The 15,946-nt window shown below is 66.5% G+C and carries 12 protein-coding genes; 3 read left to right on the top strand and 9 right to left on the bottom strand.

The annotated features are described in order from the left end of the window. Nucleotides 1-31 precede the first annotated feature (31 nt). Together A1D30_RS07335 and A1D30_RS07330 are read right to left on the bottom strand one after the other, a co-directional pair. Nucleotides 32-1,150: a carbohydrate porin gene (locus A1D30_RS07335; protein ID WP_063460121.1), complete on the bottom strand. Its 1,119-nt coding sequence runs from the start codon at nt 1,148-1,150 to the stop codon at nt 32-34. 123 nt (nt 1,151-1,273) lie between these two features. Beyond that, complete coding sequence (locus A1D30_RS07330; RefSeq protein ID WP_063460120.1) at nt 1,274-2,524, bottom strand: ABC transporter substrate-binding protein; 1,251 nt, start codon at nt 2,522-2,524, stop codon at nt 1,274-1,276. A gap of 168 nt (nt 2,525-2,692) precedes the next feature. On the opposite strand from A1D30_RS07330, the gene A1D30_RS07325 reads away from it, so the two are divergent. Further along, nucleotides 2,693-3,409 carry a response regulator transcription factor gene (locus tag A1D30_RS07325; RefSeq protein WP_063460119.1) on the top strand — a complete coding sequence of 239 codons (717 nt, stop codon included), beginning with the start codon at nt 2,693-2,695 and terminating at the stop codon, nt 3,407-3,409. Nucleotides 3,410-3,549: 140 nt separating this feature from the next. Next, a complete protein-coding gene (locus A1D30_RS07320; RefSeq protein ID WP_063460118.1) occupies nt 3,550-4,944 on the top strand; it encodes a sensor histidine kinase in 1,395 nt (464 codons plus the stop codon). A 208-nt stretch (nt 4,945-5,152) separates the two neighbouring features. On the opposite strand, the gene tal is transcribed toward A1D30_RS07320, so the two are convergent. The 4 genes from tal to A1D30_RS07300 are packed head-to-tail and all read right to left on the bottom strand — an operon-like array spanning nt 5,153 to nt 10,479. Then, nucleotides 5,153-6,103, bottom strand: coding sequence for a transaldolase (gene tal, locus A1D30_RS07315; RefSeq protein WP_063460117.1), 951 nt, complete (start codon nt 6,101-6,103; stop codon nt 5,153-5,155). A gap of 10 nt (nt 6,104-6,113) precedes the next feature. Continuing rightward, the gene (locus tag A1D30_RS07310; protein ID WP_063460116.1) at nt 6,114-7,196 is read right to left on the bottom strand and encodes an ABC transporter ATP-binding protein; all 1,083 of its coding nucleotides are present in this window, start codon (nt 7,194-7,196) and stop codon (nt 6,114-6,116) included. Next, the gene (locus A1D30_RS07305) at nt 7,193-9,454 is read right to left on the bottom strand and encodes an iron ABC transporter permease (protein WP_063460115.1); all 2,262 of its coding nucleotides are present in this window, start codon (nt 9,452-9,454) and stop codon (nt 7,193-7,195) included. The genes A1D30_RS07310 and A1D30_RS07305 overlap by 4 nt, the downstream gene beginning before the upstream one ends. Further along, nucleotides 9,454-10,479, bottom strand: coding sequence for an ABC transporter substrate-binding protein (locus tag A1D30_RS07300; protein ID WP_063460114.1), 1,026 nt, complete (start codon nt 10,477-10,479; stop codon nt 9,454-9,456). The genes A1D30_RS07305 and A1D30_RS07300 overlap by 1 nt, the downstream gene beginning before the upstream one ends. A gap of 251 nt (nt 10,480-10,730) precedes the next feature. Here A1D30_RS07300 and A1D30_RS07295 point away from each other — a divergent pair, with 251 nt between their 5' ends. Continuing rightward, nucleotides 10,731-11,576 (top strand): SIS domain-containing protein, encoded by an 846-nt coding sequence (locus A1D30_RS07295; RefSeq protein WP_063460113.1) that lies wholly within the window; start codon nt 10,731-10,733, stop codon nt 11,574-11,576. 123 nt (nt 11,577-11,699) lie between these two features. Here A1D30_RS07295 and A1D30_RS07290 read toward each other — a convergent pair whose 3' ends face one another. The 3 genes from A1D30_RS07290 to A1D30_RS07280 all read right to left on the bottom strand — a co-directional run bounded on the left by A1D30_RS07290 (nt 11,700) and on the right by A1D30_RS07280 (nt 15,929). Continuing rightward, nucleotides 11,700-13,628 (bottom strand): 5'-nucleotidase C-terminal domain-containing protein, encoded by a 1,929-nt coding sequence (locus tag A1D30_RS07290; RefSeq protein WP_242421816.1) that lies wholly within the window; start codon nt 13,626-13,628, stop codon nt 11,700-11,702. Between the two features lie 253 nt (nt 13,629-13,881). Next, nucleotides 13,882-14,919 (bottom strand): dipeptide ABC transporter ATP-binding protein, encoded by a 1,038-nt coding sequence (locus A1D30_RS07285; protein WP_063460111.1) that lies wholly within the window; start codon nt 14,917-14,919, stop codon nt 13,882-13,884. Continuing rightward, on the bottom strand, nt 14,916-15,929 hold the full coding sequence (locus tag A1D30_RS07280) for an ABC transporter ATP-binding protein (protein WP_063460849.1): 1,014 nt from the start codon (nt 15,927-15,929) through the stop codon (nt 14,916-14,918). Before A1D30_RS07280 ends, A1D30_RS07285 begins: the two co-directional genes overlap by 4 nt. Nucleotides 15,930-15,946 lie beyond the last annotated feature (17 nt).

The raw sequence follows: 15,946 nt of genomic DNA, 5'->3' as shown, positions 1-15,946 counted from the left end.
TAACTCGCTAACTCACGATCTCCTCAACAGATCACCACCACACCTCGTACTGCACGCCCACCAGCGTGCGCGAAGTCTTGCCATTGGCGCCAAAGCTGCCCGCATTGGCTGCGGCGGCGGCCTGGTTCCAGTTGGCCTTGGTCACGTACAGGCGCAGCTCGGGGCGCGACCAGAAGTCTTCCGACAGCGCCAGGGCGCCCGCCAGCGTGGCCTTGGACAGGCGCTGGTCGGGGCCACTGCCCTTGCGGGTGGTGGTGGACAGTTCCACCAGGCCCTTGAAGTTCTTGCTGAACGCGTACGAGCCCCGGCCGCCCATCGAGAAGTCCTTGGTCTCCACACCGGTCAGGTCGGCCTTGTTGGTCTGGTAGCCAATGAGGGCCTGGCCGCCAAACGGGCCGCTTTGCCAGTTGATCGAGTCGGCAATGCGCGTGGAGCGGCGGCCAGCGCGCGTGCCGTCGATGGCTTCAAACTCGCCGTCGATGCGGGCATGGCCGCGCGAGGTCTGCAGGTAGAAGGTGTTGCTGATGCTGGGCAGCAGGAATTCCTTTTGCGTGTGCATGAAGGAGATGCCCGAGCCCGAACCGCCGTTGACCTGGCCCTTGCCGCCTACGGCCGTGAGCAGCACCCGCAGCTTGCCGCCGGGGTTGGTGTWGATCTCGGACAGGTCGGCGTTGATGCGGTGTGCCTTGACGTTGTTGGGCAGATTGCCGTCGAACTTGTCGCCGGTGAACAGGCCCACGCCCAGCTTCATACCGCCCACGGGCACATCGGTCACACCGGCGCCGATGTTGTCGCCGTAGTTCAGCAGGAAGTAATCGACGATGTGCACATCCTGAATGCGCAGGCGGCGCTGGCCGGCCCAGAACTTGGCTTCGGGGGCAAACGAGAAGCCGCTCATTTCCACAAACGCCTGCTCGGTGCTGATGTCGCCACTGCCCCACTTGGCGGGCATGTAGTTCACCTTCCACTTCACGCCACCGGCTTCGAAGGTGCGCGCAAAGTTGACTTCGATGCCGTTGTCGCCTTCGTTGCCCAGGCGGAACTTCTGCAGCTCGCCGCCGAGCGCCAGGTTGCCCTTGACGCCGTCCGAGTGGTTGAACACCGGGCCACCGCGTGAGTAGCCGTTGAACTCAAAGCCTGCCACGTCCATGGCAAAGGCGCCATTCGCGCATGCGGCGGCCAAAGCCACCGCCGTGAGGCGGTTTCTTGTCTTCATGATGGGATCCCTCTGGGGTTGGTTTTAGTGTGTGTGTGCGCGTGTGTCTTGCACGGCTTACTTGGTTTTCGCGGCGGCCGCGATCTTCTTCATGGCATCGGCGACGCTGACCTTGTCGTCGTTCCAGAACTGGCTGACCACGTCCTTGATGGCGCCTTCGGTGGCCGGAGCAATCGCCATGCCGTGGGCCGCGCTGGGCACCAGGCCGCCGCTCTTGGCGGTGTCCACAAAGTCTTTGGCCGAGGCCTTGGCGCAGTCGTCGAACTTGTCCATCGGCTGGCCCGCACGCACGGGGATGGAGCCCTTGTTCAGGTTGAACACTTCCTGGAAGGCCGGGCTCATGATGGAGCTGGCCAGGTCGCTCTGCGCCTTCTGCGCGGCCGCGTCCTTGAGCTTGAAAAGGATGAACGAATCGACGTTGAAGGTGAACGCGTTGGCCGAGCCTGGTGCCGCAGCGCACAGGAAGTCCTTGCCCGGCGCCTTGCCAGCGGCCAGGAACTCGCCCTTGGCCCAGTCGCCCATCAGCTGAAAGCCCGCCTTGCCCTGGATCAGCATGGCCGTGGCCAGGTTCCAGTCGCGGCCGGGTGCGCCGGGGTCGGTGTAGCCCTTGATGCGGCGGAAGGTTTCCAGCGACTTCTTCATGGTGTCGCTGGTGAGTGCGGTGTTGTCGAGCTTGACCAATGCGTCCTGGTAGAACTTGGCGCCGCCCACGCCCAAGACCACGGATTCAAAGGTGGTGAAGTCCTGCCAGTTCTGGCCGCCGTGGGCCACAGGCACCAGGCCCGCAGCCTTGAGCTTGTCGGCGGCGGCAAAGAACTCGTCCCAGGTTTTGGGCATGGCGGCCACACCGGCCTTCTTCAGGGCCTCGGAGCTGCCCCACATCCAGTTCACGCGGTGCACGTTGACCGGGGCGGCCACGTAGGCGCCCTTGTACTTCATCACATCGGCGACCACCTTGGGCAGCAACTCGTCCCACTTCTCGGCCTTGGCCAGGGTGTCCATGTTGGCCAGCACGCCTTCCGACGCCCATTCCTGGATGGCCGGGCCCTTGGTCTGCGCAGCCGACGGGGGGTTGCCCGAGATCACGCGGCTTTTCAGCACCGTCATGGCGCTGTCGCCGCCGCCACCGGCCACGGCAAAGTCGCGCCAGGTGTGGCCCTTGCCCTGCATGATCTTCTTGAGTTCGGCCACCGACTTGGCCTCGCCGCCCGACGTCCAGTAGTGCAGGACCTCGACCTCCCCCGCGCTGGCCGACATCGCTGCCGCCAGSCCCACCGCCACTGCGGCGATTTTTGTCATCTTCCACATACCCGTGTCTCCTCGATGTTTGAATCCGTTTGGTGCGCCACAATTCGGTGCTGTTCAGCGCAGTCGGTACTTTAATTACAATAATTAATTTAATTCTCAGGGCTTTCCCTGAGAGTCGCAGCCGGGCCACAAAGGCTTGGCTGCGGGGCCCTTTGATATGCTCAATCCATGGCCACGCTACTCATTGTCGAAGACGACGCCCTCCTGCTCGACGCACTTTCCGGCCAACTCAAGCAACTCGATTACAGCGTCTGCACCGCCAGCAGCGTGCCGCAGGCCATGGCGCTTTTGCAGATGCAAGCGGTGGACGGGATCATCCTGGACCTGGGCCTGCCGGGTGCCGATGGCATTGAGCTGCTGACCTGGGCGCGCGCCCACATTGCGGGCCTGCCGGTGCTGATCCTCACCGCCCGCGACGGCGTGGAAGACCGCGTGCAGGGCCTCAACGCCGGGGCCGACGACTACCTCACCAAACCCTTCAACATGCAGGAGCTGCAGGCCCGCCTGCAGGCCATGCTGCGCCGCGCGCGCCAGCCTGCCTTCACCCAGGCCAGCAGCACCCAGGGCCCGCAGCTCACCACCCTGGGCCCGCTGGTGCTGGACCATGCGGGCCAGGCCGCCGCGCTGAACGGCGACCCGCTGGACCTGACCCAGCGCGAGTGGGAACTGCTGGCCCTGCTGGCCCACCGCGTGGGCGAGGTGGTCACGCGCGACGACGTGCTGGCCGCCTGGCGCGCCAGCCCCACCGAACCCGGCCAGGCCGCAGCGCCCCTGGCCTCGAACGCGCTGGAGGTGTATGTGCACCGCCTGCGCAAGAAGCTGGACGCCTCGCCCCTGAACATCCGCAATATCCGGGGGTTGGGGTACATGCTGAACAGGCCGTGATGAAGCCCCCCCTGAGATGCTTCGCATCTTCCCCCCGTGGGGGGGACGCCGCCAGCGCGGCGGGGCGGCCCTTGCGCGGCGGCACTGGCCTCGGTCGCGCCAGTTGCAGGCCACGCGCCATTTGATTTTTACGGTCATTCATGCGCCACGTTCCCGGGGTCTCTCTTCAACGCAAGCTGCTGCTGTGGCTGCTGCTGCCGCAGCTGGTGCTGTGGCTGTCGGGCGGGTTTCTGGCGTGGCGGATTGCGCTGCAGAACGGCGAGAAGGGCATTGACCAGACGCTGACGCAATCGGTGCGGGCGCTGGCGCGGCAGATCAAGCCGATTGGGGACGGGCTGCTGGTGGACTTTCCGAAGGCCGCGCAGGACATCCTGGAGCAGGACCCGGCCGACCGCATCACCTACATGGTGTCGTCCCCGCCCGGTCGCTTTTTGCTGGGCAACGCGCAGCTGCCACCGCCACCGCCCGTGGAGGTGCGCGTGGGCGACCCCTACCTCTACCACGCCCGCGTGGACGACCGCCCCGTGCGCGTGGCCCTGCTGGACGTGGACTACGGCACCGCCTCCACCCGCCAGCGCCTGCGCGTGCAGGTGGCCCAGAGCCTCACGGTGCGCGAGCGCATTGCCCAGGAGCTGCTGGAGCAAATGGTGTTCCCGATGGGCCTGATGGGCCTGGCCCTGAGCGCCGTGGTGTACGCCGGCGTGCTGCGCGGCCTGCAGCCCTTGAAGCGCCTGGAGGCGCAGATCGAGCGCGCGGGCGCCCGGCCGCACACGGGCACCACACCGCTGCTACCGATCGAGCTGACATCGGCCCCGCAGGAAGTGCATTCGCTGGCCAGCACCATCAACCGGCTGCTGGAAACCGTGGCACGCGGCCAGCAAAAGGAAAAGCGCTTTCTCAACGACGCCGCCCACCAGCTGCGCACCCCGCTCGCAGGCCTGATCGGCCAGACCGAGCTGGCCCTGCACGAAAGCCATGAACCGGCGGTGCAGGCCCGCCTGCAAAAGGTGCTGTCGGCCGCCCAGCGCAGCGCCCACCTGGTGCACCAGCTGCTGCAGCTGGCGCGCTCCGAGTCGAACGTGGAGATGCAGCCCATCGACCTGGCCGCCCTGGCCCGCGAGGTGGCCCGCGAATGGGCCGCCCGCGCCCTGGCCCAGGGCATGGACCTGGGCTACGAGGGCGACGACAGCCTGCCCGTGCAGGGCCACCCGCTGCTGCTGCGCGAGGCGCTCAACAACCTCATCGACAACGCCCTGCACTACGCAGGCCCCGGCGCCACCGTGACGGTGCGCGTGGGCCACGAGGAGCCCGGCCGCTGGGCGTTGCTGGTGGTGGAGGACGACGGGCCGGGCGTACCGGCCGAGCACCTGGGCGATCTGTTTGCGCGGTTCTGGCGCGGGTCGGACAAGGCGGGCGGCTGTGGGCTGGGCTTGTCGATCGTGGAGGAGATTGCGCTGCGGCATGGTGGCCGGACGGTGGCCGAGGGGATGGTGCCGAAGGGGTTGCGGGTGGGGATACGGGTTCCTGCGGGGTGATTTTTTGAGATTTTTTTGGGCTTCACCGCGCTCTGGACATGCCTTTATAGCTATTATTTTTATAGCATCAATAGATCAGAGAGCTGAGTTTTTCATAGTCTGGATGCACCTCAACCCGAACGGGAAATCAAAACAGCAGAGCTAAAAAAACAAAACGGCTGGTGCTCCCAAAACAAGCACCAGCCGCCCCAAAAAACCAAAAGCAACCTCAAGCCGCCAGGATCAACTTCTCCAGCTTCACCGCATCCGCAGCAAACGCCCGAATCCCCTCGGCCAGCTTCTCCGTTGCCATCGCGTCCTCATTCAACGCAAACCGGAACCCCGCCTCGTCATAGTTCACCGCAGGCAGATCCATCGCCTTGGCAGCCTCCGCATCCAGCGCCCGCTGCAACGGCGCATCGCTCGCCGCCAGCTGCGCCAGCAGCTCCGGCGCTATCGTCAGCAAGTCACACCCGGCCAGCGCCGTGATCTGCCCCACGTTGCGGAAGCTCGCGCCCATCACCTCGGTGGCGATGCCAAAGCGCTTGTAGTGGTTGTAGATCTGCGTGACCGACTGCACGCCGGGATCGTTGGCACCGGCGCGCGCGGCCTCGTCCCAGCTGGCGCCTGCCTGCTTCTTGTACCAGTCGTAGATGCGGCCGACAAAGGGCGAGATCAGCTGCACCTTGGCGTCGCCGCAGGCCACGGCCTGGGCGAACGAGAACAGCAGTGTGAGGTTGGTGTGGATGCCCTTGCGCTCCAGCTGCTCGGCGGCCTTGATGCCCTCCCAGGTGGAGGCGATCTTGATGAGCACGCGGTCGATGTGGATGCCTTCGGCCTGGTACAGCTCGATGATGCGTTCGGCGCGCGTGACGGTGGCGCTGGTGTCAAAACTCAGGCGGGCATCGACCTCGGTGGACACACGGCCCGGGATGGTGGCCAGGATCTCGCGGCCGAAGCGCACGAGCAGGCGGTCGATGATTTCATCCATCGGGCGGCCCCGGAACTGGGCCACGGTGTCTTGCAGCAGCGGCGCGTACTCAGGCTTTTGCACGGCCTTGAGGATCAGCGACGGGTTGGTGGTGGCATCCTGGGGCTGGAACTGCGCCAGTTGCTTGAAGTCGCCGGTGTCGGCAACCACGGTGGTGAACTGTTTGAGGGCGTCGAGTTGGTGCGTCATGGTGGCGCCATTATTCCGCATCGGGCGCAGCACCTTCGGTACTACCAACCACCGATACGCCGTGCACCCCCAGACCCAGCTGCACATCGTCGCCCACGGCCAGCACATCGTCGAGGTCGGACGACACCACAAAGATGCTCCCCAGCGCAGTTTCAAACGTGTACTCGTGCACCGCGCCCAGGTAGGCCGACTTGGCCAGCCGCGCGGGCAGCAGCCCCTCGCCCTGGCGGGTGATGCGCCAGGCCTCGGGGCGCACCGCCACCTTCACCGGGCCGCTCTTCACCGCCACGCGCGGGCGCAGCACCAGCGGGCCAAGCGCCACCGTGCCGTCAGCGTCGGCCACGGCCGGGAACAGCATGGCCTCACCCATGAAGCCCGCCACAAACTCGCTGTGCGGGGTTTCGTACAACGCGCGGGGCGAGCCCTTTTGCGCAATCAGGCCCTGGTTCATCACGATGATCTGGTCGCTCACGGCCATGGCCTCGGCCTGGTCGTGTGTGACGTAAGCCACCGTGAGCGACAGGCGCTGCTGCAAGGCACGGATTTCCTCACGCATCTCACGGCGCAGGCGGGCGTCGAGGTTGGACAAGGGCTCGTCGAACAGCAGCACCTCGGGCTCCAGCACCAGCGCGCGGGCCAGGGCCACACGCTGCTGCTGGCCGCCAGAGAGCTCGCTGGGCAGGCGGTCGTCAAACCCCACCAGGCCCACGCCGCGCAGCGCCTCCACGGCCTTGGCGCGCGCCTGCTCCTTGGGCTGGCCCGACATGCGCAGGCCGTACATCACGTTCTCCACCACATTCATGTGCGGGAACAGCGCGTAGCTCTGGAACATCATGCTCACGTTGCGCTGCGCGGGGCCGAGCGTGGTCACGTCCTTGCCGCCGATGAAGATCTCACCGGACGTGGGCGACTCCAGCCCCGCAATCATGCGCAAGGTGGTCGTCTTGCCGCAGCCCGAGGGGCCGAGGATGGTGGTGAGCGTGCCGCGTGGCACCTCGAAGCTGATGCCCTTGACAGCCAAGGCCGCACTGCTGTCAGTGCCGTAGCGCTTGGTGATGTTGCGGAACACGATGCCCGCGTCGCTGTGGTTCATGGCGTTGTTCTTCTTTTGGAGAGGGGACAGTGCGCGGCGGGTGCGGCTGCACGCCGCCCAAGCTTGCGGTCGCCGACGAGCAGTTGAATGAGCCCGATGGAGGCCGACATGAGGATGATGAGCACCGTGCAGTACGCCAGCGCCACCCCGTAGTCGCCATTGCCCACACGGCCGATGATGTAGGTGGTGGCCAGCTCGTTCTCGGCCGTGACCAGGAAGATCACTGCGCTCACCGTGGTGATGGCACGCACAAAGCTGTAGACCAGTGCCGCCACCAGCGCGGGCTTGAGCAGCGGCAGCACCACATGGCGCAGCGTCTGCACGCTACCAGCGCGCAGCATGACGGACGCTTCGTCCAGCGACCGGTCGAGCTGCTTGAAAGCCGCCGTGCCCGCCCGCACGCCCACCGGCAAATTGCGGAACATGAAGCACAACACAATGATGAGCGCCGTGCCCGTCAGCTCGAACGGCGGCACGTTGAAGGCCAGGATGTAGCTCACGCCCAGCACCGTGCCCGGGATGGCAAACGCCAGCAAGGCCGAGAACTCGAACGCGCCCTGCCCCCGGAACTCGGTGCGCGCCAGCAGCCACGCAATGCCGATGCCCAGCGTGGCCGTGAGCGGCGCCGAAATGGCGGCGAGCTTGATGGTCGTGAAGAACGAGTTCCACGCCGTGCCCGCCCACACCACACCGAACTGCCCCCATTCCACGCTGAACGCGGTGCGGAAATGCGCCAGCGTGATGGTGTAGTCGCGCCCCCAGGTCTGCACAAAACCACCGGCGAGCGCGAACAGGTACACGATGAGGGTGAACGCCATCCAGGGCAGCGCAATGGAGTGCACCACGCGGCGCACGCCTTGGGGCAGCGGCATGGCAATGCCTGCATCGCCCTTGCCCGAGACGGTGGTGAAGTTCTGCTTGCCCAGTAGCCCGCGCTGAATGGCGAACACGGTGAGCGCGAACAGCGTGAGGATCCAGGCCAGCGATGCGGCACGGCCCTGGTCGTACTGCGCGCCCACGATGGCGAAGAAGATTTCGGTGGACAGCACCGAGAACTGCCCGCCCACCACGATGGGGTTGCCGAAGTCGGCCATGCTCTCGATGAAGCCCACCAGGAAGGCGTTGGCCAGGCCGGGCTTGAGCAGCGGCAGCGTGACGGTCATGAAGGTCTGGTGCGGGCTGGCGCGCAGGGTTTGCGCGGCCTCTTCCAGGCTGGGCGCCACGCCCTGCACCACGCCGCGCATGATCATGAAGGCGATGGGCGTGAACGCAAAGGTCTGCGCCACCCACACGCCCAGCCAGCCGTAGAACCAGCGCGTGGGCGTGATGCCAAACGCGTATTCGAGGAACTGGTTGAACACACCCGCACGGCCAAACAGCAGGATGAGCCCCAGGCCCACTACAAACGGCGGCGTGATGATGGGCAGCAGCGCCACGATGTTCAGCGGCCGGGCATAGCGGCGCGAGGCACGCTCGGCCATCAGCGCCATGAAGGTGCCCAGCAGCGTGGTGCTGGTGGCCGTCATCAGCCCGAGGAACAGCGTGTTCCACGCAACGCCGCAGCGCTGCCCGCCACCGAGGCAGGCCAGGCCAAAGTTGCGCTCGTGCGCGATGCGCTCCCACATCACGGCAAGCGAGAACGGGCCGTCCTCCAGGAAAAACGCGGCCGACAGCGCCTTGAGCACCGGGAACACGATGAACAGCGCCAGCAAGCTGCCACAGCCCAGCACCGCCGCCGCCACAAACAAATCGCCCTTGAAGAAGCCGCGCCGCGCAACGCCAAACGACAGCAGCACCAGCAGCGCCGACAGCACCACAAAGCCACCCCAGCCCATGCCGGGCTGGCGCGTTCCCAGTTCGCCCAGGTGGGCATTCATCCATTCAAACGCCCAGCCGCGCGCGCCAATGGTGAAGCCACTGAGCAGCAAGGCCACCAGCCCCAGCGCGCCCCCAGCCACCAACACAGCGCCTTGCTGGCGGCCTGCAGGCAGGGCCGCCCCCACGCCTGCCACTGCCAGGCCCAGCAGGCCCAGCCACAGCCAGGGGCGCCCATGCTGCGCGGCCTGCAGCAGGCCATTGGCGGCCTGCGCATCGCCCCACACCAGTCCCACGGCCAGCAGGCCGTTGGCGTCCTGCTGCGCATACCAGGGCAGCAGCAGGTAGCCCAGCACACCGATCAGCACCCAGGCCCACAAGGGCCGGTTGGCTGCCACCGCCCGCCGGGGCGCGGGCCCCATCGCCACAGACACGGCCGCCATCAGCGCGCCGCGTTCTGGACTTCTTTCTCCCAGCGCGCAATCAGGCGGCGGCGCTCGGCGCTGGCACCGTATTTGGCGTAGTCGTAGTTGATGAGCTTGATCTTGGCCGGGTCGGTCATGCGCGGGTCTTTGGGCACCTGCGTGTTGCTGGGCAGCTGGAACTGCTTGGCCGCCAGGCCAAACTGCTGGCCACCGGGCGTGAGCGCCCATTCGTAGAACTTCTTGGCGGCCTCGGTGTTGGGGCCGTTCTTGACGATGCTCATGGAGCCCACTTCGGCGCCCGTGCCTTCGGATGGCGTGACCGAGCCCACGGGGAAGCCGTTGACCGCCTCAGTGGTCACGTCGTGCACAAAACTCACCGACACCGTGGTTTCGCCCCGCGCTGCGGCCTTGACCGGCGCCGTGCCCGAGCGGGTGTAGGTGCTGATGTTGGGGTGCAGGGCCTTGAGGTATTCAAAGGCTTTTTCCTCGCCCATGATCTGCACCAGCGTGGCGATCATGGTGTAGGCCGTGCCGCTGGATGCGGGGTTGGCCATCTGCACCTCGCCCTTGAACTCGGGCTTGAGCAGGTCGGCCCAGGACTGCGGGGCTTTCAGCTTGCGCTTGGCCAGCAGCTCTGTGTTGTAGCCAAAGCCCAGCGGGCCCAAGTACACGCCCACGGTGCGGTATTTGGAGTCCACCGCCTGCTTCTGCGCCCAGGGGTGCAGCTGCGCGAGCAGGTTCGATTTGTATTCGAGCGTCAGGCCCTGCTCGGCCGCCTGCAGGTGCGGGTCGCCCGTGCCGCCAAACCAGATGTCGGTCTTGGGGTTGGCCTTCTCGGCGTTGATCTGCGCGAGCGCTTCGCCCGAGCCCTTGGCCGTCATGTTGACCTTGGTGCCCGTGGTCTTGGAATACACGGTGGACATCAGGTTGCACCACTCGGCCTGCACCGAGCAGATGATGTTGACCTGGCCTTGGGCATAAGCGCTGGAGGCCAGCAGGGCCAGGGCGGCAGCGGCAAAGGTGTGGGAGATGGGCTTGCGCATCGGGGGCTTCCGTTCCAATCAAATATGACAATGAAGTTTCAGTTCATCCTAGAGCCGGGCCACGCCCCCGGCCACCGGGATAACACGCAGGGTGTGCATGCAGAGGGCTCAAGCGGAAGCAAACGCAGAAGCAGACGCAGAGGGCACCGGCCCGATGGAGCCGCCCTCGTGGTAACTCATGACCCACTTTGTATGAAACGCAGTTACCATTTCTTTCTCTGCCGCCGCCCCCCACCAGGAAACCCGCCCCCATGCTCGACCGCATCACCGCCTCGCTTTCGTCCCTGGCCCCTGCCGAACAACGTGTGGCCAAGCTGGTGCTGGCCGACCCCCGCAGCTTTGCCCGCCTGCCCGTGCGCGAGCTGGCCGAGCGCGCCCATGTGAGCAAGCCCACCGTGGTGCGGTTTTGCCGCAGCATGGGGTACGACGGCCTGGCGGACTTCAAGCTCAAGCTTGCGGGCAGCGTGAGCGAAGGCGTGCCCTTCATCCACCGCAGCGTGGACGTGGACGACAAGACGGGCGACGTGCTGGTGAAGGTGGTGGACAACGCCGTGGCGGCGTTCCTGCAGTACCGCAACGCCGCCAGCACCGTGGCGCTGGAGCGCGCGGCCGAGGCCATTGCCGCCACCTGGCAAACCGGCAAGCGCATCGAGTTCTACGGCGTGGGCAACTCCGGCATCGTGGCGCAGGACGCGCAGCACAAGTTCTTCCGCCTGGGCGTCACGTCGATTGCCACCAGCGACGGCCACATGCAGGTGATGAGCGCCACGCTGCTGGGCCCGGGCGACTGCGCGGTGATCATCTCCAACTCGGGCCGCACGCGCGATCTGATGGACGCGGCCGACATCGCGCGCAAGAACGGCGCCACCACCATCGCCATCACCGCCAGCGGCTCGCCCCTGGCCAGCACCTGCCAGATCCACCTGGCCGCCGACCACCCCGAGGGCTACGACCGCTACAGCCCCATGGTGTCGCGCCTTATGCACCTGCTCATCATCGACGTGCTGGCCACCTGCGTGGCGCTGCGCATTGGCGGCTCGCTGCAGCCCATCCTGCAGCAGATGAAGGAAAACCTGCGGGCCAAGCGCTACGCCTAGCCGCCCGGCCGCCTGACATCAGGTCACGCCGAAGGTGTGGGGCACGGGCACTATAAAAATCATAGCTACTAGCGCTTATCCATCAGGCGCAGGCAGCCATTTTTACTTCGAACTCCGACGCACTCAGTTCGCAAAACTCCGGGTGCTGTACAGCTCCACCGGCAGGCGCTGGAGCAGCGGAAGGCTGGTGGCCGCGTCCTTGGCCTGCTTGTCGATGTAGCCGAGGAACACGTCGGCATCCAGCACGCCAATGTCCAGGCGGCGCGCGGCGGGCACGGCGGCAAGGGTCTTGTAGCCGTCGCCGCCGGTGGCGTTGAAGCTCAGCACGAACAGCTTGTAGGTCTTGCCGGTGTCCAGCGCGGCCCAGGCGCCCGTGGCGGGGTTGCGCACCTCGATGTTGGCCACGCGGCTGCCGAAGGCGGCCTTGGCATTCACGTCGTAGCGCAGGCCGCCGGTGTAGGGGTACGGGCCGGTGGAGCCACCCGCACCGTACACGGCTTCCAGGCCGTCTTCGAGCATGCCCTTGACCTCCTGGCCCGTGATGTCGAGGCGGAACAGCATGTTGCCAAACGGCAGCACCTGGATCACCTGTGCGGCCGTCACCGTGCCCTGCAGCGGAATGCGCACACCGCCGCCGCTTTGCAGCGTGATGTCGGCGCCGCCGTACTTCTCGTTGGCCACTTCCAGGTAGGCCTGGGCCACCAGCTGCTGGATGTCGCCGCCGCGCAGGCTCACGCTGCCCTCGGCATTGCAGGCCGCGCTGGAGCGGCTGTAGTCCACCGAGCCCACACCGCCGGGCACACGGCGCGAGCACAGCTCTTGCGGCACCACGGCCACCTGGGTCTTGTTGAACACGGCCACGCGGTCCTTGAATGGTTGCAGGGCGGCGGTGGCGGGGGCCGATGGCGTGGTGATGCGCAGCACGCCGGTGGCGGCGGCACTGGCCTTGATCGCCGCCTTTTCCGCGTCGGTGGCGGCCTTGCCGCCGAGGGTGAAGCTGTCGCCAATCAGCACATGGGGCGTGCCCGTGCACTGCGTGACCTCGCCCTGCGCGTTGAAGCTGACCTTGAGTTCGCCCACCACCTGCGCGTATTCCCAGGCCTGCACCACACACACGGGTTTGCCGTCCTTGTCGGTGATGCGGGTGGGGTAAGCCCCGGCGGGCGAGCCCACGCCGGTGGTGGTCAGGGTGTTGGGGCCCAGCAGCGTGTGCGAGTCTCCGCCCACCACCACATCCACCCCCGACAGGCGCGCGGCCACCTGCTTATCGTACTCATAGCCGATGTGGCTGAGCAGGATGATCTTGTTCACGTTCCTGGCGCGCAGTGCGTCGATCTCGCGCTGCGCGGCGGCGGTCTCGTCCTGGAAGGTGGTGTCTGCGTCGGGGCTGGACGAGGCCTTGGTCTTCTGCGCAATGGTCAGGCCCACGATGCCGATCTTTTGCCCATCACGCTCGACCACGGTGGAGGGGCTGACGTAGCCCGCCGCACGCGTCGCATGGAGCGCCGAGCCCGCGCCGAACTGCACATTGGCGCTGAGCACGGGCGTCTTGCACGTGCCTTTGCGCAGCAGGTCCAGAAAACCCTTGAGGCCCGTGTCGCCCTTGTCGAACTCGTGGTTGCCCAGGGTGAAGGCGTCAAAACACACGGTGTTCATCAGGGCGGCGTCGGCCTCGCCATCGGCCCCTGCGCGGTTGAAGTACAGCGTGCCGGTGAGCGCATCCCCCGCGTGCAGCTTGAGCACATGGGGAGACTGGGCGGCCAGCTCGCTGATGGCGGCCGTGACGCGCGGAAAACCGCCCGCGTCCACCGCCACATCCACAGCCGATGCACCACCGGCCGAGAGCTTGAGCGTCTTGGACCGGGACTCCAGCGTGGAGTGGTGGTCGTTGATGTGCAGGATGGTCAGCTCCAGCGGCTTGGCCTGATCGCCGCCGTCGGAGCCGCCACAGGCGGCCAGCGCACTGGCGGCCGCCAGCGCCAGCAGGCCCACGCGTGCTCGGTGCAGTGCGCAGTGCACCTGCTTCTGAATTGCCCACAAACCCATCGTCATGTTCCGGCCCCTGTCTGTGTATCGGTGTGGTGGATCACAAAAGCCTGCATCGTGGGCAGGCCGCGTGACAGGGGCGTGAAACAACACAGGGAGGCACCACGGCAAAAACGCCACAGGCTCCCGAGGGAGCCTGTGGCGCTGGATGGGCGAGGGACGGGTGTTCTCTAGGCGGGAGAGGGCAATTTTCTAAAGAAAAAAGGCCTTTACCGCGCTTCCATCATGCCTTTATAGCTACATATTTAATAGCAAATCATCAAATACGGCCCTCTTCCACCGCGTGGCAGGCGATGCGGATGCCGCCGATGCTCAGCAGCTTGGGGCGCTCGGTGCGGCAGCGGTCGTTCACATGCGGGCAGCGGGGGTTGAAGGCGCAGCCGGGCGGCGGGTTCAGCGGGTTGGGCACCTCGCCCTGCACGGGGGTGCGCGCCTTGCCGGTGTCGTGCATCTTGGGGATGGCATCGAGCAGCATGCGCGTGTAGGGGTGGCGCGGGCTGTTGAACAGCTGGTGCTTGTCGGCCAGCTCCACCAGGCGGCCCAGGTACATCACGCCGACCTGGTCGCTCACGTGGCGCACCACGGCCAGGTTGTGGCTGATGAACAGGTAAGTGAGCTGCCGCTCGCGCTGCAGGTCCTTCATGATGTTGAGCACCTGGGCCTGCACCGACACGTCGAGCGCCGAGGTGGGCTCGTCGCAGACCAGGAACTCGGGCTCGGTGGCGAGCGCACGCGCAATGGAGATGCGCTGGCGCTGGCCGCCCGAGAACTGGTGCGGGTACTTGACCATGTCGAGCGGCGACAGGCCCACGGACTTGAGCAGCTCGCCCACGCGGGCCTTGAGTTCGGCCTTGTCGGTGATCAGGCCGTGCTCGCGCAGCGGCTCGCCGATGATGTCTTCGACCAGCCAGCGCGGGTTCAAACTCGCGTACGGGTCCTGGAAGATCATCTGGATGCGGCGGCGCATGGCCTGCGCGTCCTTGCCCTTGAAGGCGGCGTGGGCATCCTGGTTGTCGAACGTGAGGCCGCCGCGTGTGGGCTCGTACAGGCCCACCAGCAGGCGGGCCACGGTGCTCTTGCCGCAGCCGGACTCGCCCACCAGGGCCAGGGTCTTGCCCTTTTCGATCTCGAAGCTCACGCCGTCCACCGCATGCAGCAGAGTGCGCGGCTTGCGCTCGATCACGCGGTTGAGCCAGGGGGCAGAGACGTCGAAGGTCTTGGCCAGGTCATGGGCCTGGACCAGGGCCTTGCTCTTCACGGGTGCGGAAGCCGCCGTGGTGGTGGTCGCGGCGCTCATGCGGTCACCCCGGCTTTCGTGGCGGCAGTGGCGGTAGGGGCGGTCGTGGACGCACCGGCGTGCAGCCAGCAGGCGGCACGGGTGGAGCCCGCTGGCATCAGGTCAGGGCGTTCGGTCATGCAACGGTCAAAGGTTTGGGGGCAGCGGGGGTTGTAGGCGCAGCCCTTGGGGATGGCGTTCAGGCGCGGCATGGCGCCGTCGATCTGGTTCAGGCGCTCGCGGTCCATCGTCATGTCCGGGATGGACGCCATGAGGCCCGAGGTGTAGGGGTGCGACGGCTTGTTGATCACGTCGTGCACCGGGCCGATCTCGGCCACGCGCCCGGCGTACAGCACGGCCACGCGGTCGCAGGTCTCGGCGATCACGCCCATGTCGTGGGTAATCAGCATCACGGCCGCGCCGCGCGATTTGCAGATGTTTTTGAGCAGCGTGATGATCTGCGCCTGGATGGACACATCGAGCGCCGTGGTGGGCTCGTCGGCCACGATGAGCTTCGGCTCGGCCGCCAGGGCCAGGGCAATCACCACCCGCTGGCGCATGCCGCCAGAGAACTGGTGCGGGTAGTGGTCGATGCGCTCCTCGGCGGCCGGGATGCCGGTGTCCTTGAGCAGCGCAATGGCGCGCTGGCGCGCCTCGGCGGGCGTGACCGGCAGGTGGGCCAGGATGGTCTCGGTAAGCTGGCGGCCCACGGTGTACAGCGGGTTCAGCGAGGTCAGCGGATCTTGAAAGATCGCACCGATCCGGCGGCCCCGGATGTGGCGCATTTCCTCGTTGCTGAGGTTGTCGATGCGCTGGCCTTCCAGCAGGATCTGGCCCGAGGCCACGCGGCCCGGCGGCTCCAGCAGGCCGATGATGGCTGCGCCGGTGAGGGATTTGCCAGCGCCGGACTCTCCCACCACGCCCAGGATCTCACCGGGTGCAATGGAAAAGGAAATGTCGTCCAGGGCGCGCAGGGTACCGCGGCGGCCGGGAAATTCGACTACGAGGTTTTTGACTTCGAGAAGACTCATGGGAATGTCGCTTTTCT

The sequence above is a fragment of the Acidovorax sp. GW101-3H11 genome (assembly GCF_001633105.1).
In the GTDB taxonomy this organism is placed as follows: domain Bacteria; phylum Pseudomonadota; class Gammaproteobacteria; order Burkholderiales; family Burkholderiaceae_C; genus Acidovorax.
Note: the sequence above shows the minus strand (reverse complement) of the source record. Positions and strands in the feature narration are given on the sequence as shown.